The sequence below is a fragment of the Kouleothrix sp. 19917 genome (assembly GCF_057073505.1).
In genome coordinates this window covers 1,050,042-1,070,847 of the sequence record NZ_CP097099.1, presented here as the reverse complement: position 1 = coordinate 1,070,847, position 20,806 = coordinate 1,050,042, and the positions used below count along the sequence as shown (strand labels likewise).

The 20,806-nt window shown below is 59.3% G+C and carries 18 protein-coding genes; 10 read left to right on the top strand and 8 right to left on the bottom strand.

Annotation, left to right across the window (positions count from 1 at the left end):
* The first annotated feature begins 402 nt into the window (after positions 1 to 402).
* The 3 genes from M1P90_RS04235 to M1P90_RS04225 all read left to right on the top strand — a co-directional run bounded on the left by M1P90_RS04235 (position 403) and on the right by M1P90_RS04225 (position 3,263).
* A complete protein-coding gene (locus M1P90_RS04235; RefSeq protein WP_483701407.1) occupies positions 403 to 1,110 on the top strand; it encodes a response regulator in 708 nt (235 codons plus the stop codon).
* Positions 1,111 to 1,275: 165 nt separating this feature from the next.
* Complete coding sequence (locus tag M1P90_RS04230; protein WP_483701406.1) at positions 1,276 to 2,595, top strand: sensor histidine kinase; 1,320 nt, start codon at positions 1,276 to 1,278, stop codon at positions 2,593 to 2,595.
* The gene (locus tag M1P90_RS04225; protein ID WP_483701405.1) at positions 2,592 to 3,263 is read left to right on the top strand and encodes a CAP domain-containing protein; all 672 of its coding nucleotides are present in this window, start codon (positions 2,592 to 2,594) and stop codon (positions 3,261 to 3,263) included. The genes M1P90_RS04230 and M1P90_RS04225 overlap by 4 nt, the downstream gene beginning before the upstream one ends.
* 8 nt (positions 3,264 to 3,271) lie before the next feature.
* Here M1P90_RS04225 and M1P90_RS04220 read toward each other — a convergent pair whose 3' ends face one another.
* The 3 genes from M1P90_RS04220 to M1P90_RS04210 form a co-directional block, all read right to left on the bottom strand.
* Positions 3,272 to 3,724: a hypothetical protein gene (locus tag M1P90_RS04220; protein WP_483701404.1), complete on the bottom strand. Its 453-nt coding sequence runs from the start codon at positions 3,722 to 3,724 to the stop codon at positions 3,272 to 3,274.
* Positions 3,725 to 3,765: 41 nt separating this feature from the next.
* Positions 3,766 to 4,191 (bottom strand): hypothetical protein, encoded by a 426-nt coding sequence (locus M1P90_RS04215; RefSeq protein ID WP_483701403.1) that lies wholly within the window; start codon positions 4,189 to 4,191, stop codon positions 3,766 to 3,768.
* Positions 4,192 to 4,524: 333 nt separating this feature from the next.
* A complete protein-coding gene (locus tag M1P90_RS04210) occupies positions 4,525 to 6,657 on the bottom strand; it encodes a M1 family metallopeptidase (RefSeq protein WP_483701402.1) in 2,133 nt (710 codons plus the stop codon).
* A gap of 322 nt (positions 6,658 to 6,979) precedes the next feature.
* On the opposite strand from M1P90_RS04210, the gene M1P90_RS04205 reads away from it, so the two are divergent.
* The 4 genes from M1P90_RS04205 to M1P90_RS04190 all read left to right on the top strand — a co-directional run bounded on the left by M1P90_RS04205 (position 6,980) and on the right by M1P90_RS04190 (position 10,086).
* Positions 6,980 to 7,270 carry a hypothetical protein gene (locus tag M1P90_RS04205; protein WP_483701401.1) on the top strand — a complete coding sequence of 97 codons (291 nt, stop codon included), beginning with the start codon at positions 6,980 to 6,982 and terminating at the stop codon, positions 7,268 to 7,270.
* A gap of 569 nt (positions 7,271 to 7,839) precedes the next feature.
* A complete protein-coding gene (locus M1P90_RS04200; RefSeq protein WP_483701400.1) occupies positions 7,840 to 8,037 on the top strand; it encodes a hypothetical protein in 198 nt (65 codons plus the stop codon).
* Positions 8,038 to 8,450: 413 nt separating this feature from the next.
* Entirely contained in the window at positions 8,451 to 8,678 is a 228-nt protein-coding gene (locus M1P90_RS04195; RefSeq protein WP_483701399.1) for a DUF2630 family protein, read from the top strand.
* 151 nt (positions 8,679 to 8,829) lie between these two features.
* Positions 8,830 to 10,086: a cysteine desulfurase-like protein gene (locus M1P90_RS04190; RefSeq protein WP_483701398.1), complete on the top strand. Its 1,257-nt coding sequence runs from the start codon at positions 8,830 to 8,832 to the stop codon at positions 10,084 to 10,086.
* Positions 10,087 to 10,303: 217 nt separating this feature from the next.
* On the opposite strand, the gene M1P90_RS04185 is transcribed toward M1P90_RS04190, so the two are convergent.
* The 4 genes from M1P90_RS04185 to M1P90_RS04170 form a co-directional block, all read right to left on the bottom strand.
* Positions 10,304 to 11,863 carry a class I SAM-dependent DNA methyltransferase gene (locus M1P90_RS04185; protein ID WP_483704600.1) on the bottom strand — a complete coding sequence of 520 codons (1,560 nt, stop codon included), beginning with the start codon at positions 11,861 to 11,863 and terminating at the stop codon, positions 10,304 to 10,306.
* Between the two features lie 52 nt (positions 11,864 to 11,915).
* Complete coding sequence (locus M1P90_RS04180) at positions 11,916 to 13,130, bottom strand: IS701 family transposase (protein ID WP_483696970.1); 1,215 nt, start codon at positions 13,128 to 13,130, stop codon at positions 11,916 to 11,918.
* A gap of 44 nt (positions 13,131 to 13,174) precedes the next feature.
* The gene (locus tag M1P90_RS04175; protein ID WP_483701397.1) at positions 13,175 to 14,383 is read right to left on the bottom strand and encodes a type IIL restriction-modification enzyme MmeI; all 1,209 of its coding nucleotides are present in this window, start codon (positions 14,381 to 14,383) and stop codon (positions 13,175 to 13,177) included.
* Positions 14,384 to 14,651: 268 nt separating this feature from the next.
* The gene (locus M1P90_RS04170) at positions 14,652 to 15,020 is read right to left on the bottom strand and encodes a hypothetical protein (protein ID WP_483701396.1); all 369 of its coding nucleotides are present in this window, start codon (positions 15,018 to 15,020) and stop codon (positions 14,652 to 14,654) included.
* Between the two features lie 949 nt (positions 15,021 to 15,969).
* Between M1P90_RS04170 and M1P90_RS04165 the strand changes: the two genes are divergently transcribed.
* Both M1P90_RS04165 and M1P90_RS04160 read left to right on the top strand, forming a co-directional pair.
* On the top strand, positions 15,970 to 16,908 hold the full coding sequence (locus M1P90_RS04165; protein WP_483701395.1) for an LLM class flavin-dependent oxidoreductase: 939 nt from the start codon (positions 15,970 to 15,972) through the stop codon (positions 16,906 to 16,908).
* Positions 16,909 to 17,940: 1,032 nt separating this feature from the next.
* Positions 17,941 to 18,132, top strand: coding sequence for a hypothetical protein (locus M1P90_RS04160; protein ID WP_483701394.1), 192 nt, complete (start codon positions 17,941 to 17,943; stop codon positions 18,130 to 18,132).
* Positions 18,133 to 18,396: 264 nt separating this feature from the next.
* Here M1P90_RS04160 and M1P90_RS04155 read toward each other — a convergent pair whose 3' ends face one another.
* On the bottom strand, positions 18,397 to 20,151 hold the full coding sequence (locus M1P90_RS04155; RefSeq protein WP_483701393.1) for an aldehyde dehydrogenase family protein: 1,755 nt from the start codon (positions 20,149 to 20,151) through the stop codon (positions 18,397 to 18,399).
* Between the two features lie 312 nt (positions 20,152 to 20,463).
* Between M1P90_RS04155 and M1P90_RS04150 the strand changes: the two genes are divergently transcribed.
* Complete coding sequence (locus M1P90_RS04150) at positions 20,464 to 20,739, top strand: GlsB/YeaQ/YmgE family stress response membrane protein (RefSeq protein WP_483701392.1); 276 nt, start codon at positions 20,464 to 20,466, stop codon at positions 20,737 to 20,739.
* Positions 20,740 to 20,806: the final 67 nt, after the last annotated feature.

Genomic DNA, 20,806 nt, shown 5'->3' with positions numbered 1-20,806 from the left:
GAGGCCCATACGACACATACCCCATAGTGTAGCAAAGCTCATTGGGCGTGTCCAAGATTGATTTTTTATGGAATTCATAACGCTGGTGTTATAGGTAGGTGGTTGCCGCATGCCCTGCCAGTGCCGGCGTTATACTTTCGTAAGCGGGCTGTTAGCGTGGGGTAAGCGTTGCCTCGCATGATGATAGGGCTGTGTCAAAATCCCAAAATTTATCCGCAGATGACGCAGATTACACAGATTTGAATTCTATAATCTGCGTCATCTGCGTCATCTGTGGATAGATCGCCTTCCCATTCCAACCTTGACATGGCCATGCCTATACTGCGAAGATACTTGTCGCGCGCCGCCCGGTCGGGTAGAATGGCAGCATGCTTCCACGCCCCGCACAACAAAGGCCAGCCCATGAGCGGTGAAACCATCCTGATTGTCGACGACGAAGCGCCCATTGTCGAGGTTGTGGCGCTCTACCTTCAGCGCGAGGGCTTTCGCGTGCTCACGGCGGGCGATGGCGTGTCTGCCGTGCAGATCGCCCAGAGCGAGCAGCCCGCCCTGCTCATCCTCGACCTGATGCTGCCCGGTATGAGCGGCTTGGACGTGGCCCGCCAGCTGCGCGCAAAAAGTTCACTTCCAATTATTATGTTAACATCGCGCAGCGAAGAAACTGACCGCGTAGTAGGGCTAGAGCTCGGCGCAGATGATTATGTCACCAAGCCATTTAGCCCGCGCGAGCTGGTGGCGCGAGTGAAGGCCGTGCTGCGCCGCACCCAGCCTGCCCCCGCCGCCGAAGTCGCCCCGCCATCCAGCGCACTCGCCATTGGCGGCCTGCGGCTCGACCCGGCGGCGCGCACGGTTATGCTCGACGGGCAGGCGATCAACCTGACCGTGCGCGAGTTCGATCTGCTGCACTTCCTGATGCGCAACCCCGGCCAGGTCTTCACCCGCGAGCAATTGCTCGACCAGGTGTGGGGCTATACCTTCGCCAGCGACATGGGCACCGTGACGGTGCACATTCGCCGCCTGCGCGAAAAGATCGAGCCCGACCCGGCCAACCCGGTGTTTCTGCAAACCATCTGGGGCGTTGGCTACAAGCTCGAACGGCCGGCTTCGTAAGCAGCGCCGCGTATACAGCACGGCGTATACAGTGCGGCGTATACAGTGCGGCGTATACAGTGCGGCGTATACAGTGCGGTGTATACAGTGCGGCGTATACAGTGCGGCGTATACAGTGCGGCGTATGCGATACGCCTTTTCATACACGCATATTCATACAAGCATATGACAAGCCCAACCATACAACTTCGCCGCTCGCTCGCGCCGCTTGGCTTTGGCCTGCTGGCCGCGCTTGGCCTGGCTGTGCTGCTCGCCATCGGGTGGATGGGCGTGCGCGGCCGCGACATGGCCGACCTCACGCTCTACCTCGCGATCTCGGGCGGGCTTTCGATTGGCTTGGGCGTGCTGGCCCTGCTGTGGTTTCGGCGCGGGCTGGTGCAGCTCTGGCTCCAGATCACGCTCACCTACATGCTTGGCACGGGCGTCGCCATCCTGAATATCTTCCTGACGGCACGGCTGATGTTTATCTCCAGCGATCACGACCTGCCGCTGCTGATTCTGCTGATGCTCTTCGCCGCCGTGGTGTCGCTGGCGCTGGGCTATGCGCTGGCGCGCGCGCTGGCTGGCCGCGTCAGCGCGCTCGGGCGCGGCGCGCAGGCGATTGCCAACGGCGATCTGCGCGCGCGCGTGGACGCGGGCGGCAATGATGAGCTGGCCATGCTGGCCGAGCAGTTCAACCGCATGGCCGAGCAGCTTAGCGCCGCAGAAGCCGAGCGCGCCCGCCAGGAAAGCACCCGCCGCGACCTGATCGCCGCGATCTCGCACGACCTGCGCACGCCGCTCGCTTCCCTGCGCGTGATGACCGAGGCGCTGTCCGATGGCATGGTCGACGACCCGGCCACGACGGCGCGCTACCTGGCGACCATGCGCTCGCAGATTGGGCAGCTCAGCGGCTTGATCGACGATCTGTTCGAGCTGGCGCAGCTCGACGCGGGCGCGCTCACGCTCGACTTGCAGCGCACCTCCGTTGCGGAATTGATCGACGACGCGGTGGATGGCTTGCACCCACAGGCCGCCGCCAAGGGCGTGCAGCTGAGCGGCAGCGCGGCGAACGACCTCGCGCCAACGCTGCTCGCCCCGCAGAAGATCGGGCGCGTGCTGGCCAACCTGCTTGGCAACGCCATTCGCCACACCCCCGCTGGCGGGCAGGTCGCGGTTTCGGCAAGCCCCGCGCCGGCTGAACTCAGCGCCCGCCGCGCCGTGCTGGTGGAGGTTGCCGACACCGGCGAGGGCATTGCGCCAGAAGACCTGCCCTACATCTTCGAGCGCTTCTATCGCGGCGAGAAGTCGCGCTCGCGGGCGACCGGCGGCGCGGGCCTGGGCCTGGCAATCGCGCGCGGCATCGTCGAGGCGCATGGCGGGCGCATCTGGGCCGAGCGCGCCGAGCGTGGGGCACTGGTGCGCTTCACGCTGCCCTACCCGCCCGAAGAGATACCTGAGCCACGCAGGCACGCAGGCAGCACGATACAACCGAGAGAAGTATGAGCAGAAACCTTTCGCGGCGCGCGGCGCTGCTTACGCTCCTGGGCGGCGGCGGCACCGCCCTTGCGGCAAACACGGCGGCCACCTACAAGGTATTTGTGCCGGTTGCGCGCAAAGTGTCGGGCGTTGCCGGGCACCCCACGCCGGGCTCATGCCTCACCGCCGCCGAGGCCGACATGGGCGCGCGGGTGAATGCGGCCCGCGCCGCCAGCAACCTGCCAGCAGTGCCACTCAGCACATCGCTCTGCACGGTTGCGCAGTGGCATGTGATCGACATGTTCACCAACCACCCCGCCAGCGGCACCGACCCGCGTGGCATGCCGTGCAACCTGCACAGCTGGTCGAACAAAGGGATCTGGTCGCCCGTGTGCTACACCAGCGACCATTTCTATGCCAATGGCATGTGGAGCAAGCCACGCGAGATCAGCGCGGGCGCATACAGCGCGAATGGCTACGAGAATGCGTATAGTGGCCCCGCCAGCGACCCGCAGATCGCAGCGCATGCCGTGGCGTTGTGGCTGGACGACCCGCCGCACGCCGATGTGATCCTCGAGCGCGGCATCTGGGCGGGCAGCAACTGGCAGGCGATGGGCACAGGTGTTTTCAACGGCTATGCGGTGCTGTGGTTTGGGCAGCTTGCCGACCCGCTTGGCACAATTCGCGCCTGCTAAGCAGGGCGCTATCCTCGTGCCGACGCCTGCTGTGGCTGGCCGCGCCGCTGCTCGTAGGCCAGCGCCACGCCTGTGGCCAGCGCGCCCGCCAGTTCCCACGCGCCCACCCCAAAGAATCGCGGCGGGGCATAGCCCGACACTACCGCCAGGCTAAACACACAGAAGGTCAGGATGCGGAAGGGCACGGTCCAACCAAAAAACTGGCGCATCCCGGTGAATGCGGCCAGCAGGTAGTAGATGCCCATGTTCACCGAGGCCATTGACGAAGCCGTGAGAAAGACAAGCGTGTAGTCGCCGGCGGGGCGTTGGGCAGCCGGCACCACGGCGAACCCCAGCAGCGCAAGCAGCACGTGCGGCGCGATCAGGCCCACCGCGCCCAGCAGCAGCGCCAATGCCCCAAACACCGCAATTGTCCACCCGGCCGGGCCAAGCTGCGCCGGCCGCACATATGATCGCATCATAAGCACCCCACCTGACTATACGATTCCCTATGGTAGCACAGCTAGAGCGGGCCGATCCGTTCGTCGAAGCTTTCGAGCATGCGCAGCAGCTCTTCGCGCGAGGGCTTGCCGCCACGCGAGCGCCACCACTGATAGTACCAGCGCATGTTGTTGCGAAAGGCTTCGGCCACTTCGGCTTCGGTGAGGGCGGGCACTTTGGCGCGCAGCATGGCGATGATTGGGGCGCGCTCGTCGGCGGGCACGGCGGGCGTGCTGGCGAGAATGCGCTCGGCGCGCAGCAGAAACAGCTCGCGCTCGATGGTGGGGAATTCGTCGTCGATCTGGCGGATGTTGCCGAGGTAGCAGATGGTGCGCTGGCGCGGGGTATTGTCGCCGTCGCGGTAGCTTTCGACGAGGTAGGCGTCGTGGAAAGTTACATTCGCCGTGTCGGCGTTTTTGTGCTTACGAACAACCCAGCGCACATACATCAGGTCGCTCCTCAGCTGCGGACGGTTGGGTAGGGCCAGTATAACGGAATTTTGCTGAAAAGGCGATAGGTGATTTGGGGAAGCGAGAACCGAGAACCGAGAACCACGGAACCACGGAACCGCGGAACCAAGAACCAAGAACCACAGAACCGAGAAACACGGAACCTTCAAACCTTCAAACCTGCAACCTGCGAACCTGCAACCTGCGAACCTGTAACCTGCAACCTGCGAACCTGCAACCTGCAAATCGCAAGCCAAGAAACAGCCGGGGGCGTGGTTAGGCTTGCGCCCAGCCACGCCCCCGGCGTCGCGTACCCCTGCGCGTTCACGCGACTAGCGGCGCGCTGTTGCCGGCCGCAGGTGCTTAAGCTGCGTCAGCGCCGTAGCGGGCGCGGCGCGCAGCCGGGCGCTCTCGGCGCGGGCCAGCTCGGCTGGCGTCAGCTCGGGCTTGGTGGTGGTGAACAGCCATGTGTTGAACAGATCGTCGAGCTGCTGGCCCGAAATCTGCTCGGCCAGGCGAATGAACTGGCGGGTGGAGACGTTGCCGCCTGCGCGTTTACGCGCCCACTCGCGCAGGATCGTGAAGAAGGTATCGTCGCCAACCGCCAGGCGCAGCTGGTGCAGGGTCATTGCGCCGCGCGCATACACCGCAAAGTCAAACAGCTTGTCGGGGCCGGGGTTGCCAATTTCCACGCTCCAGAAGGGATCATCGGCGGGGATGACATTGTAGTAGAAATCGAAAATGTCCTGCGCGCTGCCCAGATCCTCGTGCTCGCTCCACAGCCACTCGGCATAGGTTGCAAAGCCCTCGTTCAGCCAGATGTGCTTCCAGCGCGCCACCGCCACACTATCGCCAAACCACTGGTGCGAAAGCTCGTGCACCACCACACTATCGCCGCCCAGCGGGTCGCGGAAGAAGTCCTTGGAGTAGATCGGGCGGGTCTGGGTTTCGAGCGCAAAGCTCAGGCCGTCGATCCCATCGACAATGCCGCCCGCCGCAGAGAAGGGGTAGGGGCCAAAGGTATCCGACAGGAAGCCGATGATCTCGGGCTCGCGGGCGAACGAGCGGCGCACGGTTTCGCCAATTGGCGGCGGCAGGTCGGCCACAGTCCCGGCAATCCAGTCGTTTTCGTTCGGCGGGCTGCCTTCCGGGCCACCGGGCACCGACCAGCCATCCAGCACGTCGCCATCGGCCTCGAACGAGGTCGATCCTGCGCCGGCCGAAACCACAATATCATCCACGAATGCGCCGCTCAGCTGCACGGCATTATCGCTCGCGTAGCTGATCGACACCTCAACATCCTTGCCTGCCCACGCGCCCAGATCAACCGACCACTGCTCGTAGCCGTTGCTCTTGCCCGAGGCAGCCCACCACGCGCCGCTGCTGCCGCCTGGCGCGCAGCTGCCGTCGGCAGCAACGCTCTGGTAGTGCGCCAGGAAGGGATGATACTCGAGCCACGACGGGCAGGAGAAGCCCGTATCCTGCGTGGTGTGACTATTCGTGTCGGGCAGGGTCGTCCAGTCGTCCTGGCCGGGGGTGTGCGCCTCGACAAACACATAATCCCAGTTCGGCTCGGTGTCGCGCGTGACCCAGAAGCTGAGCGTAGCCCCGCCAGCCGGCACACTGATCGTGCGGGCCAGCCGCTTGTACGAGCTATTCGCCACCTGCGAGATCGCGAGCTGCGTGCCGGTGCGCGGCGCGGCAACTGGGTCGAACAGCGCGGTGTCGATTGCGTCCCAGTAGCGAATGCCATTGGCGCTATATTTGTTCACCTCGTAGTTGCCAATCGCCGCCGTGACGAGGTACGAAGCCATTGGCTCTTTCGCATCCCACGTCCAGGTCGTCCAGTCGCCGCGCGTGCGATGATCGGCCAGCACGCCGTTCGAGATCACTTCCAGCCCGCGTGGCACGGTGAAGGTGATCGTATAGGAGGCCTTGTCGCTGGGGTGGTCGTTCACCGGGAACCAGGTGGCGGCCACGCGCGGCTCGCCCGCAATGATTGCGCCATCGTCGGTGTGCAGAAAGCCCGAAATGCCCAGGCTGTCGAGAATGGGCGCGGGCACGCCTCGGTAGCGCACCGCCACCGTAAAGGTGCTGCCTTCGCGCAGACCTTTGGGCGGGGTAATCACAAGCTCGCCGCCGTCGCGGCTCCAGCGCGCGCTGCGGCCATCGACCTTCAGCGAGCGGATGGTCATGCCTTCGAAGTCGAGGTTGAAGCGCGAAAGGTTTTTTGTGGCGCGCGCGGTGATCGTCGCTGTGCCGTCCAGCTCGTCGGTGGCGGGTGTGTAGCGCAGATCGAGATCGTAGTGCTGGGCATCGTAGCCGCCATTGCCGGCCAGCGGGAAGTAGCTGTCGCCAACGCCAGGCGCACCAGGGGAGAAGCGCGTGTCGGCGGCAAGCGCGCCGCGTGGCACGAGTGTAACGGCAAGCAGCAGGCAGATCAGCAGGGCAATGTTCCGAGTCATACGGCCTCCTTCAATAAACGGCGAGTAGCACATGCGGGCAGGCTCCCAGGGGCGATGCGAGAAGCGACGATGCACATGCACACCAACAGGGAAACTGCGCCCGCTGCGGTAGCCGCGCGAGGCGTATGAATAAACTGGGCAGAGGGGAAACGCTGCATCTATCATACAGTCCCGTGTCAATAGGCGCGTTTGCGCAATGCCATAATCTGATACGCCCCTGAGCACTGTATCAGGCAGGGTTCAGCCCGCCACAAGCCACACGCCCGCCGCCATGGGCTACGATACACGCAGGAATTGTTTCGAGCGTACTGAGGACATGACTATGCAACGCCAGCTGAACCACCGCCACACCATCCGCCGCGCGCTGGCGTTCGCCTGCTTTGGGCTGGGCATTGCCGGCTGCATCCTGCCGCTCATCCCTGGCCTGCCATTCTTTGTGCTGGGCGGGCGGCTGCTTGGCCCACGCGACCGCACGCTGCGGCTGGCAATGCTGCAGGGCCGGCGCGGCGTGCGCGCGCTGCGTCGTTCGCGCTCGGTGCACCTGCGCCGCGCTGGCGCGAAGATCACGCCGCACTGGCGGGGCGTTGCGCGCCTGATGCTGGGGCGAGCCTAGCCTGGGGGTTAGGGATTAGGGGTTGGGGGTTGGGGTTGGACAGAACCGCAGAACCAGCGAAGGGCGTATTGCTATACGCCCAGATCGAGAACCACAGAACCACAGAACCGCGTCCTGGACCCATAGGGTGCCCCGGCCGAAGACCGTATCGAAGGGCGAGAACCACAGAACCACAGAACCACAGAACCGAGAGCCGCAGATGAGACATATATGCGGTACCTGCTGCATTATCAAGAAAGCGGTGCAGAAATCAAAGCAGAGGTTCTGCACTGCCAACATAAAACCCTATTCCCTATACCCTAAACCCCTGCGCTGAAAGCGCACTAATCTGCGTAATCTGCGGATGAATTCGGTCTTTGAGAGGGCCTGCTTCCGCCCAATTGCCGATTGACGATGCGGGCGTTTCTGCTATACTCAGCCGCGAAGCCGCGATTTATTTCAATGGGAGGGAATAATGGATAAAGCAACAACGCTATCGGTGGGCGCCGCCGGGCGGGCCGGCATTGCCGCCCCGACTGTTCGCACCGCCGTTTGTCCAGTTTCCATCATTGAAAGGAACACGCTCACCAATGAGCAACAATCACTACGATCGCGACGACGATAGCTGGGACGAAGCCGACGAGCCGCAGTTCCAGCGCGTGCGCAAGCAAACCGGCAAGCAACAAACCGTGAAAGACGCGCGCAAGCAGGAAGCGAAGGCGTTTGGCCGGGAGATCAGTAAGTTCCACAAGCAGCGCCGGCGCGTCGAGGGCGGCGGCAAGCCCTGACACAGGCGCAATATGCTATACAGGCGAGGGTGGCACAACCGCCCTCGCTTTTTTGTGCCAGTACCTTTTGAATAACCACCAAGACACCAAGGCACCAAGATGTTATCCAAATATGGATGATTACTTCTGAATTGTCATGCTTCGCTGCGCTCAGCATCTCTCGTCGCTGTGAATAGGAGATTCTTCACTCCGCTGGCGCGGAGTTTACCCTTGAGCGAAGCGAAGGGCTCAGAATGACAAAATGTACGTCTTTACCCGAACTTGGTACTATGGCATTGTTGAAGCTCTTGGTGTCTTGGTGTCTTGGTGGTAAACGTTCCCAGCACGATTGTTTGCACGGCAATGCCCGCATTTGCAATCGCCCCATCCTACGCTATACTGTGCGCGAATCTTCCATTACCACGAGGTGCGCCATGGATCTGGACGAAATCATTACCACGATTGTCGCGTATGAACAAGAGCGCGAAGCCATCTACGAGGACTCGAAAGTGACGCCCGAGGAGCACCCGCGCCTGGCGTTTCTTGAGGCCGAGCTGCCCAAGCTCTGGGATCTGCGCCGCCGCCTGGAGGCCGCTAAGGCTGCTGGCCTGAGCAACATCCCGGTTCCCCCGCCCGACGACCCCAGCAAGATGATCGGGTAAGAACCCAGGGCCATGGTCAGGCTGGAATGGAAACGAGACCTTTCCACAGATGGCACAGATGACGCAGATATGAGGTCAATACTCTGCGCAATCTGTGTCATCTGTGGATGAATTTGGGATTTTCAATACGCACACTGCCAAGGAGCACCCTATGCCGCCGCTCGACCTGAGCTGGATTCGCGCGCAGTTCCCCGCGCTTGCACAAACTGTCAACGGCCAGCCCGCCGTGTTCTTCGATGGCCCGGGCGGCACGCAGGTGCCCCAGCGCGTGATTGACGCGATCAGCAACTACCTGATCAGCGCCAACGCCAACACCCACGGCGCATTCGCCACCAGCGCCCGCACCGACGCAACCATTGCCGACGCACATGCTGCCATGGCCGACCTGCTGGGCTGCGACCCCGACGAGGTTGTGTTCGGGCCAAACATGACCACGCTGACCTTTGCGATCAGTCGCGCAATCGGCCGCGAGCTTGGCCCCGGCGATGAGATCGTCGTCACACGGCTCGATCACGACGCGAACGTGGCCCCGTGGCGCGCGCTGGAAGAGCGCGGCGTGACGGTGCGCGCCGTTGATGTCGATGTCGAAGACTGCACGCTCGACATGGCCGACATGGCGCGGGCGATTACGCCCAACACCAGGCTGGTGGCGATTGGCTACGCGTCCAACGCCGTCGGCACAATCAACGACGTGGCCGAGGTGGTGCGCATGGCGCATGCGGTTGGCGCGCTGGCCTATGTGGATGCCGTTCACTACGCGCCGCACGGCCCGATCGATGTGCGCGCGCTCGATTGCGATTTCCTGGCGTGCTCGCCCTATAAGTTCTTTGCGCCGCATATGGGTGCGCTGTATGGCAAGCGCGAACACCTGGAGCGTTTGCAGCCCTACAAGGTGCGCCCGGCTGCTAACGCCACGCCCGACCGCTGGGAAACTGGCACGAAGAACCACGAGGGGCTGGCTGGTGTCGCGGCGGCTATCGATTACCTTGCCGAGCTTGGCCGCAGCGCTGGTGGGCTTGCTGCCAATGCGTCGCGCCGCGAGGCTCTGCACGCTGCGATGGACGCAATTCGTTCCTATGAGCGCGTGCTGATCGAGCAGCTGATCGCTGGCTTGCTCGACGTGCCCGGCCTGACCTTCTATGGCATTCGCGAGCCCGAGCGCTTCGGCCAGCGCACGCCAACCGTGTCGATCCGCCTTGCAAATGTCACGCCGAGCGAGCTTGCGGCGCGGCTGGGCGAGCGTGGCTTCTTTGTGTGGGATGGCAACTACTACGCGCTGAGCCTGACCGAGCGCCTGGGCGTGGAAGACAGCGGCGGCATGGTGCGCATTGGCCTGGCGCACTACAACACCAGCGAGGAAGTTGAGCGTTTGCTGAGCGCGCTGCGCGAGATTGCGGCCGGCGCATAATCCTGCGCGAAGCCAAACGGGGAAATAGCATTTACAAGGCGCGAGTCGCAAGGCTTCGCGCCTTTGTTTTTGAGGGGATGGGTGGATTTCGTCAGAGCTTATGATGCTCCAGTTGGTTCACAGAAGCAACTAGAGCTATGCATGCTCCTTCGTGTTCGCTATTTTACACGAACATGCGAATAGTAAAGGCATCGTTTGCTATTTGCATCTCTCCAATTCAAGAAGTCTTATCTTTTCGTTTGCGACTATCTTTGCTAATTGCGCTTATGAGTGGCGATGTCAATTGTTGATACAGCCCAAAAAGATACTCTACTCGCTGGCGTTCCGTATCGAATGCCTGTTTACGATACGCAGCATCCACCGCTTTATCCAATACCTGATGTGCCTTCAATAGTTCAGGAGGCATGATGAGTGGATCGTACAAGTCTGCAAGTGTACTGCTTGGAAATAAGGCACGAGCATCTAATATTCCTTGCGCAGCCTTCTCGATTGCTTGCACTTGTGCCTCTGTTGGCTGTGGCCAAGGGAATGTGTTGTAGACAACCGTACCTGAATATTGGTACCGGCTTTCTAGACGACCAGCAACTTGACGAGTCCAAGCCATGTGCATGATTGAAGAAAGTACGCCAAGCATATAGAGATTACTATCAGCAATTATATAACCTTTATTACTGCAAATTATCTCTTTAGATATGATGCCAATTGGAATATAATGCCGCTTTTCAGATGAAACTTCGGGTATAAGTAGGTAATCTGTATTCGGTTGAGAAATATAGAAGAATCGCGATGAGAATCTAGCTGCTTCCCTGGTTGGTTTTGCATTACTTTGTTCCCTAAATCCACGAACCTTCTCAATTCTTTCCATGATTTCTGGAATACCTCGTAATTCTGAAGGAGACGCATTAACAAGCCAAAGACACCAACGCATTGTACCATTCAAAAATTCCTCTGCCCCAATATAATCACGGATATACTGCTGAGCTTGGGGATACTTTCCGACAAGCGCATTCTTTTCTTCGAGGGAAAGTATTAGATTACCACCATCAGATGGCTTACTTCCACACCTCATCTCGGGCATACTGCTGATTGATTTCTGTTTTTTGGTTACCACGAAATCTGGGCCATCTGTAAGGTAAGGGCTAATATTGGAAACCTTTGATATTGTGACATGAGCCTCGTCTGTTCCTTGGTCAAAGAGATATTTAGTATTTGTATCAACTGTCGCAAAACCAATGATAACCACGTGAACTCGCGCTCTTCCTCTTGCTTCGCTCGCCCACGGAAATGTGCGATGGGCAAAATGAATCTTAACATTGAACTTCTCAAAGAGAAGTGGCCAAATTAGCGAAACCTGTTCGCCTTGTGTTATTGAATTGGTTGTTACAAATGCAACCGGGATTGCCGTACCTTGGATGTATTCTGCTGCCTTGTAAAACCAGCCAGCTATATAGTCCAAATCACCTGTATTCTTGTATTCACCGAGAACATTAACTAAGTCGCTTTTCTGCGCCTTGGTTTGGTAATGCTTTCCGATATAGGGAGGGTTGCCCAAGATATAGGAAAGCTTTGTCTTTGAAATTAAAGCTTCCCAATCTATTTTTAATGCATTGCCGTGGATGATATGCGCAGATGCCTTCAGGGGAATACGCACGTAGTACAGGCCGAAAGCTTCAGACAAGCGCATATTCATCTGATGGTCAGTCAGCCATAGCGCGACTTCGGCAATACGGGCCGGGAATTCCTCAATCTCAATGCCATAGAAAGCATCAACATTAATACGCGAGAACTCTGTGACATCTAACTAAGGTTTTGCAGAAATAGGCGAAAGCTCAGGGTAAAGCCAAACGGAGCTTGATATCGGACAGAGTCATGCCTTGGTGCGATTGTTCGATGGCCCAAGCAAGCGTTTTGCCCAAGGTCTCGCGAGCGATGGTGCGACAGGACTCGCCAATGGTCATCAGGCGTGTGTGAGCCCATTCGAAGGCACGATCATGCTTCAATTGGCGCATCAGAGCCGTGTACGCCAGGACGACGAGGTGCATGTGCCTGGTCTGGCCCATCCCGTCCCTGAGCTGACACTCGCCCATGCCCAAATGCTGCTTCCCGTCCCGATGAAAGGTCTCCGTCCCTGTCCAGCGCTTTTTGTAGACCTTCAAAATGCGATGAGCTTCCCACTGGGTTCGGTTGCTGATCAGGATCTTGCGTGGCGTCGCAGCTTCTGCTTCTGACCACAACACCAGAATACGCACTGGGTGGTTGACATTGGGCAGACGAACGGACTTGGTGAAGTACCATTGCGTGTGACCGCCGACCGTAAACTTGGTGCGAACAAGCGGCGTGAGCGTTTTGACCCACTCAGTCACGCTGGTCTGCTTCCCGCTGACTACAATCACTCGGTTGGCTTTCAAATCACCGATGTAGCTGCGACCTTTGGCGTGGAGGGTGTTCATAATTGGCGCGTTGGTGAAGTAACTGTCGAAGGTGAAGTCGCCCGGTATGTCCTCAGCGACAACCCAATCGATCAGTTCCTTAGCGAGGTCGGTGTGATTCTTGAACGGGCGCTCGTCGTCGCACTGCTCGCGCTTGCGGAAGCGCCGGAAATCGAGCGGATAATGCTTCCCACTCGGGTTGACGTAGTTGGCAAACAGGTAATCGTGGGCGATCAGGTGGCGTTTGTCGGCATGGTCCCAGAAATAGCCGACATCCTCTATCAGTTTGCCGTCATGATCTATCAAAGTGTTATCGATCGCGATAACGCCGTCGTGACGATAGCGCGTTGCAGCGTCCTGTTGAAGCCATTCGAGCCGGTGCGCGTTGATGCGCTGGACATCCCAGGGCGCTTCAGTCAACCATCGATTGAGAGTGGATTGGTCGGGTGGGGCGGCAAACTCTCGCGTGATACCGCTCACGGTCTTGTGCTCCGCTACAAACAGCCCGGTCAGGTATTCGGCAAAGTGGCGGCGTGAAGGCTCATTTGGAAACAGGTCGGCGAACTGGACCAGCAGTTCCTCGACCACCTGTGGTATCGCGACAATTGCTGGCACCTGTGCCTCCCAACTGGTAGACCAACGCTCGCCTGATCATATGCTCAGAAGCTTGTTGCCGCAAATCTGCAAAAGTCCAGATCTAAAAAAAGCTGTTCAGGGTAGAGTACTTTCAAAACCTCAATTTCCAGCAGACGCAACTCGCGGTAGGCTAAAATCAGGAAGTTGCCACACCCACAGGCTGGGTCAAGAAAGGTGAGTTTGGCGATCTTGTCGTGGAATACCTGCACCCGCCGACGATCATGCTTTATCCGCTCAAACTCGGCGCGCAGTTCATCCAGAAATAAGGGCTTGATGATTTTGAGAATGTTCTTCTCACTGGTGTAGTGCGCTCCAACACCACGCCGCTTCTCTTTGTCCATAACAGATTGAAAAAGCGAACCAAAGATTGCTGGTGAAATCTGGCTCCAATTGAAGTAGCACGCGCTAATAAGGGCCTGGCGCATCGTGCTGTTGAAGTCTGGTATGGGTAAGGTATCCGCGAACAGGCTACCGTTAATATATGGAAACAGAGCCAGGGCTTCGTTGAGGTTCTTGCCGCGTCGCTCCTGGGGAGTATTCAATACCTGAAAAAGATGGCTGATGCGCGGCCCGGTATCGCTGCCATCTTCCCGGGTGTTCTCTTCCAGGTAAAAGCGAAAGGTGTCTTTCTCAAAAATGCCGGTGTCATCAGCAAAGAGGCAGAAGAGTATGCGAACCAGAAATAGCTCCAGATGAAGCGCGTCATACCCCTCTTCTTTTAATGCGTCATAAAGCTTCCCCATCCGCTCAGACGCTTCAATATTAACTGGATCCTGATCTCTAAACTCTCGCTTCTGGTATCCAGCAATAAATCCAAACAACTCAACATTCTTGTGCAGCTCGGCAAGGGTAAAGCGGTGTTCCGCCTTTGTATCCAGATCATAGAGTTCAAATCGCTGAAAATCAGAGACCAGAATATAACGGGGAAGTTCTTCTTCTTTGAGATTTGGGAAATAGTCGAGCGCCTGTGAGTAAGCAGCGTCGAGGTCGCGCCCCCCGGACTTTTGCTCAACAAGCAGCGTGCCTTTCCAGAAGAGATCAATTCGGCCGTGCTTTGCTCCCAGCTTTTTAACTGGCTCTTCAAATGAGGCTACTCGTCGGCGGGTAATACCAAACACATTGAAGAAATCATTGTAAAAAGATTGAGTCTCTGCATTCTCGCGGGTGGCGTCGTGATATTCTTTGGAAAATTCAATAGCCCTGCGGCGAATCTCATTCCAACTAAGCGGCATAAAGTACTTCCTTTTGATGGTGGCTACAATGCACCCCTCATGCCCGGCCAGGTCAATTACACAGCCACTCCAGAATTATACACCATCAACTGCTCACTACGGTCTGTATACATGTAACGCCAAACGACTTTATTGAGATGCGTTGTACTAATGCTCTAAAAGGACAGTAATTGGTTTGTGTCATTAAATGATTTTCTGGAATAACTCAACACAAAAAGCGAGGCTACCGCGCAACACGGTAGCCTCGCCTTCGCTCTCTATCGCCCGCCTACTCCTGTGGCTTTGCGCGGCGCACGCCCGGGCGGCGGTAGTCGCTCTTCTTCTTCAGGCCCAGCGACGCAATCGCATCCGAATCCGCCCCATACTGGCTGATTACCGCCGCCTTCGCGCCCAGCACGGCCTCATGCAGCTTGCTGCTCAGGTCGTTGCGCGTGGCCCGCACCGCGGCGAGCGTGGTTTCCAGCTCGAACTCGCGCTGCTCGACTTCGCTAATCTCAGCATCAATCGCAAGGAGCGCATCTTTGCTGAACGCGCGGTTCGGTGGGCTGTAATCGGCCAGGAGCTTCAGGGCGCGCAGGATTGCGCGATTTGCAGCGAGCTGCGATGCAGAGAAGAGAGTGCTGCGTCGGTAGGTCATTGGGCCGTTTCCTTTCGTGATTATGGTGGTTTCGTACCACACGTTTGCAGTACGTGGCGCAAGCATAGCCCAACGCCCGCCAAAACGCTATGGCCTTCTGTTCCTAACCAGCACATACCCACACGGGTCAGCACGGCCAAGCCAAAAGTACTACCGTGGCGCGTAATGCTCGTTGCGCTGAACGCGCAGGGGTGTAGGGGCTGGGGTTTAGGGATTAGGGGGTTAGAAGCTGGAGATTGCACTACTCTTATGCTTCCCCGATTGCCGCACAACGAGGCATGGGGCGCTGTGCAGGCTTTTTATGACGCACCATAAGAAGCTTATGGTCGACCCTAAGAAGGTTATGACGCACCATAAGCTTCTTATGGTCGACCCTAAGAAGGTTGTGACGCACCATAAGCTTCTTATGGTCGACCCTAAGAAGGTTGTGACGCATCGTAAGAAGGTTGTGACGCACCATAAGAAGCTTATGGTCGACCCTAAGAAGGTTGTGATGCATCGTAAGAAGCGTATTGCGCTTTCAGCGCAGGGTTCAGGGTTTAGGGTTTGGTGATTGCGATGCGCAACAATGCCTTTCACTGCCCTGCACCTTCCTGGAAGTTGCATTTATGATGCATCGCTAGACGTGTGTGGCGCGCAAGAGCAAAACCAGCGCTTCTGAGGGAGTGATGAGCTTTCTGCGCAACGATTGTTCTGCGCCATACCCGGCCGTAAACGGCCAGGCTGATGGTACAAAGCCTCTGCGAGACTGGCGAGCAGCAGCCCTGCAAGGGCTTCGTGGCTTCAGCCCGACCGTTTACGGTCGGGCGAACGGGTGCAAGGGAAGTGACGCAACCTTTTGCAACGATGGTTTCGCGCCACGCCGAAAACACAAAACGCGAAGAGTTTTAGAGTACTATACAATCTCGGTGTTTTCGTGTCTTGGTAGCTATGTGAATGGAGATGGGCAATGCGGAAGCTTCAATTCGGCTGGCACATGCATTCGTTTCCGGTGGATGGCAGCAGCGCGCCAGCATTTACCGAGCAGATCCACGCCACGCTGCAGCGCATCCACACCCAGATCGACTCGGTGTGGGTCGATGACCACCTGATGCCGTGGGCAACCTGGCAATCGGCCGATACACCCTACCTGGAGTGCATGACGACGCTGGCCTACTTTGCGGCGGCCTACCCGAACCTGCACGTTGGCGCCAGCGTGCTCTGTCAGTCGTACCGCAACCCCGGCCTGCTGGCCAAAATGGCCGCGAACCTGCAGCTGCTGAGCGGCGGGCGCTTTATCTTCGGTATTGGGGCGGGCTGGATGGAGCCAGAGTATCGCGCCTACAACTACGACTTCCCTTCGGCGGCAGTGCGGCTCGAGCAGCTCGAAGAAACGATCCTGATCGTCAAAAAGCTGTGGACCGAAGCGCCCGCCACGTTCCACGGCAAGCACTACTGCGTCGAGAATGCCTTCTGCGAGCCGCGCCCGAACCCGGTTCCGCCCATCCTGATCGGCGGTGGCGGCGAGCGCGTGACGCTGCGGCTGGTGGCGAAGTACGCCGACGCGTGGAACATCCCTGGCGGCACGGCCGAGAACTACGCCCACAAGCTTGGTGTGCTGCGCCAGCACTGCGCCGACATTGGCCGCGACTACGACAGCATTGCCAAAACGTGGTCGGCCGAGGCAGTGGCAGTGGCCAGCACCGAAGCCGAGGCCCAGCGCATTGCGGCGGCCTCGCCCTACACCAACCACCCGATTGTTGGCACGCCCGCGCAGGTGGCCGCGCAGCTCCAAACCTTTGTCGACATGGGCGTGGAGCACCTGATTGTGCGCGTGCTGGATTTCCCCGCCCCCACCGGCATCGATCTGTTTGTCAGCGAAGTCATTCCGCGTTTGCGGGGCGCGTAGCAGGCGGGAAGTTTTGAGTGCTGAGTGTTGAATGTTGAGTGAGCGCAGAGCGAGTGAGCGGGCAGCAGTCGGCAGTATGCAGTCGGCAGTCGGCAGTCGGCAGTCGGCAGCACACTCGCGCTGCGCTCTTTGTGTCGAAACAGAACCGAGAACCGAGAAGCAAGAAACACAGAACTGCGGAACTACAGAACCGAGAACTGGCAACCAAGAACCGAGAGCCGTGAATGACAAGCGGCATCCTGAGTAGCGCGTAGCGCGTATCGAAGGGTGCCGCAGTGATAGATCCAAACAGCCGAGAAGCAAGAAACACAGAACTGCGGAACTACAGAACCGAGAACTGGCAACCAAGAACCGAGAGACGTGAATGACAAGCGGCATCCTGAGTAGCGCGTAGCGCGTATCGAAGGGTGCCGCAGTGATAGATCCAAACAGCCGAGAAGCAAGAAACACAGAACTGCTGAACTACGGAACCGAGAACTGAGAACCAAGAACCGAGAGCCGTGAATGACAAGCGGCATCCTGAGTAGCGCGTAGCGCGTATCGAAGGGTGCCGCAGTGATAGATCCAAACAGCCGAGAAGCAAGAAACACAGAACTGCTGAACTACGGAACCGAGAACTGGCAACCAAGAACCGAGAGCCGTGAATGACAAGCGGCATCCTGAGTAGCGCGTAGCGCGTATCGAAGGGTGCCGCAGTGATAGATCCAAACAGCCGAGAAGCAAGAAACACAGAAAGCCCGACCAGAACTCCGTGCCTCTGTGATGAACTATTGCGGCAACCTTCAAACCTGCAACCTTCAAACCTGCAACCCTCTGCGTCCTTCGCGCTCTTTGCGGTGAACTCCCCCTTCGTCAGTGGTCGGCCTGCCCTGAGCTTGTCGAAGGGCCGGTGATTGCAACCGGCAATCTCCCTGTAAACAATGCGGAAATTTCCGCACTTTCCCAACGGGATTTCCCTTGTGTGATTGCGATCATTGTTGCACGAAGATGGTGTGTACTACAGTTGTGAGGCGTTGCAACAAGGAGGCCAGCATGAACGCAATTCTTTTGATCGTCGGCGTCGCCGCGTTGATCTGGTGGTTTCGCCCGGCACCACGCACGCGCATGGTGCTTGTGCCAGTTGAGGTAGCAGAAGCGCGGGGTGGGCTAGGGTGCTTGCCGCTGCTGCTGCTGCTCGCCGTGGCGCTGGTGGTTGTGTTGGTGAACGGGGAGCTTGCGCGCTAGGCAGAACGCGGTGCGAGACGCGGCTTTGCACTGCACTCCTGTAGCAGAGAACAAAATGGCTGTGCCACAGGGGCGACTGAGGATGATATTCAAAAGCTCGGTGTTCTCCGTCTTCTCTGTGGCTCACTATTTCTGCACTGCGCTATAGCCACAAAGACCCGAAGACACCAAGATGGTATAGCATCCTGATACTCTTCGTGCCTTCGAGTCTTCGTGGCAAGCGTTCCTGGCCACTGTATGCGAGAGGGGCTGGCGCTACAACAGTTATCCGCGCAGCGCCGAGATGAAAATGCCCGGCAACTGGCGCAAGCGCGGCGCAACCGTGAAGTGCGTGATGCGCTCGGCGGTCGCGCGCGCGGTGCGGTTCGTCACCAGCCAGGGCGGGCGCGGCAAGAGGCGGAAACTGCCGTGCAAGACACCGCGCGGGAAGGGATAGAACGGGCCACGCGACACATTCTTCTCGGTGCTGTCGAGCAGGAAAGTGTTGTGAACGACGCCAATGCCGCTCTGGACATCGGTGTAGGTGTGGCCAGGGTATGCGCCCCAGGCCGCCTCGGCTGCAAGAAAGGCCGCCGCGCTCCAGATGTTGATGCCAATCGCGCCAAAGCGCAGCGCCGCAATCGCCGCGTCGAAGTTGGCACCGAGTGCGCGCTCGGTGCGCGGGTGGATGAGGATGTTCGCGCCAAGCGTGCCGCGCAGCTGCTCATTCGCGAAGCGCACAGCATTGCTCAGATACTCGGCGGGCGTCGCCCCGGGCAGGCTGGTTTGCGCCAGGATGGGGCCAAAGAACTCTTCGCGGAAGCAATACTCGTCGGCATTGCTCGCGTCGAGGTTCGCCACCAGCGTGCGCGGGGCCGCGCCACCGCCAAACAGCTCGGCCTCGGGGTGGGCAGCCAACAAGGCGCGCTGACGCTCGGCCGCGCCGGGGTAGTAGGCCATGCGCGGCGGCAGGCTGCGAATTACCTCGCGAATGGCATCCATCAGGTCGCCGCTGCGCGTCCAGTTTTGCGGCAGCACCAGCACCTGCGCAGCCACACAGTTGCAGCCCGAGTTGTGGAACTTCATCGTCACGATCTGCTCGGCCTGGTAGCGAATGTCGGCATCGCTCCACGGCCCCGGCACCACGATCACCGCGCCCACGCCGCCAAGCTCACTGGTGATCGGCTTGCTGATCAGGCGCTGGTCGCGGGATTTGCGCGCCGCGCCCTCATCTCCAGCGCCATACACAATCGCGTCGTGCGTGCGCTCGCTGCCGGTGATGTGGATCGTATCAATGCTGGGGTGCTGCGTGAGGTACGCGCCCACATCGGCCCCACCCGCAGTGATGCGCAGAAAGCCTGCATTCACAAACGGCGCAAAAATCCGCTCGAAGATCGGCGCGAGGTAGTCGTTCACCGGGTTGAACTTCAGCAGCACCACTTCGCCATCGGCAATAAGTTTGTACAGCGTATCGAGCGCGGGGATGGAGTTGATGTTACCCGCGCCCAGCACCAGCGCCACGCTGCCAGCGTGCGGGCCAGCTTTGTGATAGAAGGCCGCGATGTGCTCATGGAGGCTCGCTTCCGTCACGCCGGGCTGCATCCACACCTCGGTGGTCACGCCATTCAGCAGCAGGTTCTGCGACCAGTTCCACGGAAACACGCGCGCCACCACCTGGCCGCTCGGGCGGGTGTGTACCGCCGGCAAGGCGGGCGTGCTGCCAGCGGCAACCGCTTCGAGGGTGTGAATGTAGCCGTTCAGTGCGGCGGCCAGCGCCCACGGCCCGCTCACCCATTCTTCGCCGGCCCACTGCGAGCGCGTGTCGATCTGCTTGCCGCGCACCGAAGCATCCACCCACGCCTGCGCATTTTCGTCGAGCAGGGGTAGCGTTTCGCGCAACAAGCCAATCTTCGCGCCAACTGGCAAGTTCGCCCAGGCGGCCTTCTGCATGGCCAGCGCATCCACCCATGCATCGAGCTGCCCGTGGTTTGGCGGCAGCGGCCGAGCGGGCGGCGGCAGCGTCGCAGCAGTATCGCTCATCAGAAACCTCGCAGTGCTTTGGCCGCAGGGCACCGGGCAAACTACCGGGCCAATGCTGCGGCCCCGCTATTATAAACCGATCGCCACTGCTTACAAAATCGCCCGGAAGACACGGCAGTGCCGGCGCGGCCCAGCCACACCGGCACTACTTGGAGAGAACCATGATCAGCATCAGAAAGAGCAATAAGCGTACCAACGCTTGTCGCAAACGGCGGCGAAGAATTCGTGGCACGCAGTTTGCTTTATAGCATGGCATAGGCCGGGCGCACGAGCGACCGGCGCGGACACACAAAGATGACAGGAGAGGATACCATGATCAACTTCATTCTGTGGCTACTGTTCGGCGCGCTGGTAGGCTGGCTGGCAAGCATCGTGATGCGCACGGATGCGCAGCAGGGCGCGATCCTGAACATCGTCGTCGGCATTGTCGGCGCATTCCTGGGCGGCTTCCTGTTCAACCTGCTGGGCATCGGCGGCTCGACCATCAACAACAACAACTTCAGCCTGGGTGCGCTGCTCGTGTCGTTCATTGGCGCGGTTGTGCTGCTGGGCATTGTGAACCTGGTGCGCCGCGGCTCGGTTCGCTAACGCACGCTTTTCCGCTCGAAAAACGCCCTGCGCCATTGTGGCACGGGGCGTTTTGCTGTGCGCGACG

What these genes read in the sequence shown, in the direction of transcription:
- M1P90_RS04235 (WP_483701407.1), top strand. Translation starts at nt 403, where the DNA reads ATGAGCGGTGAAACCATCCTGATTGTCGACGACGAAGCGCCCATTGTC.
- M1P90_RS04230 (WP_483701406.1), top strand. Translation starts at nt 1,276, where the DNA reads ATGACAAGCCCAACCATACAACTTCGCCGCTCGCTCGCGCCGCTTGGC.
- M1P90_RS04225 (WP_483701405.1), top strand. Translation starts at nt 2,592, where the DNA reads ATGAGCAGAAACCTTTCGCGGCGCGCGGCGCTGCTTACGCTCCTGGGC.
- M1P90_RS04220 (WP_483701404.1), bottom strand. Translation starts at nt 3,724, where the DNA reads ATGATGCGATCATATGTGCGGCCGGCGCAGCTTGGCCCGGCCGGGTGG.
- M1P90_RS04215 (WP_483701403.1), bottom strand. Translation starts at nt 4,191, where the DNA reads ATGTATGTGCGCTGGGTTGTTCGTAAGCACAAAAACGCCGACACGGCG.
- M1P90_RS04210 (WP_483701402.1), bottom strand. Translation starts at nt 6,657, where the DNA reads ATGACTCGGAACATTGCCCTGCTGATCTGCCTGCTGCTTGCCGTTACA.
- M1P90_RS04205 (WP_483701401.1), top strand. Translation starts at nt 6,980, where the DNA reads ATGCAACGCCAGCTGAACCACCGCCACACCATCCGCCGCGCGCTGGCG.
- M1P90_RS04200 (WP_483701400.1), top strand. Translation starts at nt 7,840, where the DNA reads ATGAGCAACAATCACTACGATCGCGACGACGATAGCTGGGACGAAGCC.
- M1P90_RS04195 (WP_483701399.1), top strand. Translation starts at nt 8,451, where the DNA reads ATGGATCTGGACGAAATCATTACCACGATTGTCGCGTATGAACAAGAG.
- M1P90_RS04190 (WP_483701398.1), top strand. Translation starts at nt 8,830, where the DNA reads ATGCCGCCGCTCGACCTGAGCTGGATTCGCGCGCAGTTCCCCGCGCTT.
- M1P90_RS04175 (WP_483701397.1), bottom strand. Translation starts at nt 14,383, where the DNA reads ATGCCGCTTAGTTGGAATGAGATTCGCCGCAGGGCTATTGAATTTTCC.
- M1P90_RS04170 (WP_483701396.1), bottom strand. Translation starts at nt 15,020, where the DNA reads ATGACCTACCGACGCAGCACTCTCTTCTCTGCATCGCAGCTCGCTGCA.
- M1P90_RS04165 (WP_483701395.1), top strand. Translation starts at nt 15,970, where the DNA reads ATGCGGAAGCTTCAATTCGGCTGGCACATGCATTCGTTTCCGGTGGAT.
- M1P90_RS04160 (WP_483701394.1), top strand. Translation starts at nt 17,941, where the DNA reads ATGAACGCAATTCTTTTGATCGTCGGCGTCGCCGCGTTGATCTGGTGG.
- M1P90_RS04155 (WP_483701393.1), bottom strand. Translation starts at nt 20,151, where the DNA reads ATGAGCGATACTGCTGCGACGCTGCCGCCGCCCGCTCGGCCGCTGCCG.
- M1P90_RS04150 (WP_483701392.1), top strand. Translation starts at nt 20,464, where the DNA reads ATGATCAACTTCATTCTGTGGCTACTGTTCGGCGCGCTGGTAGGCTGG.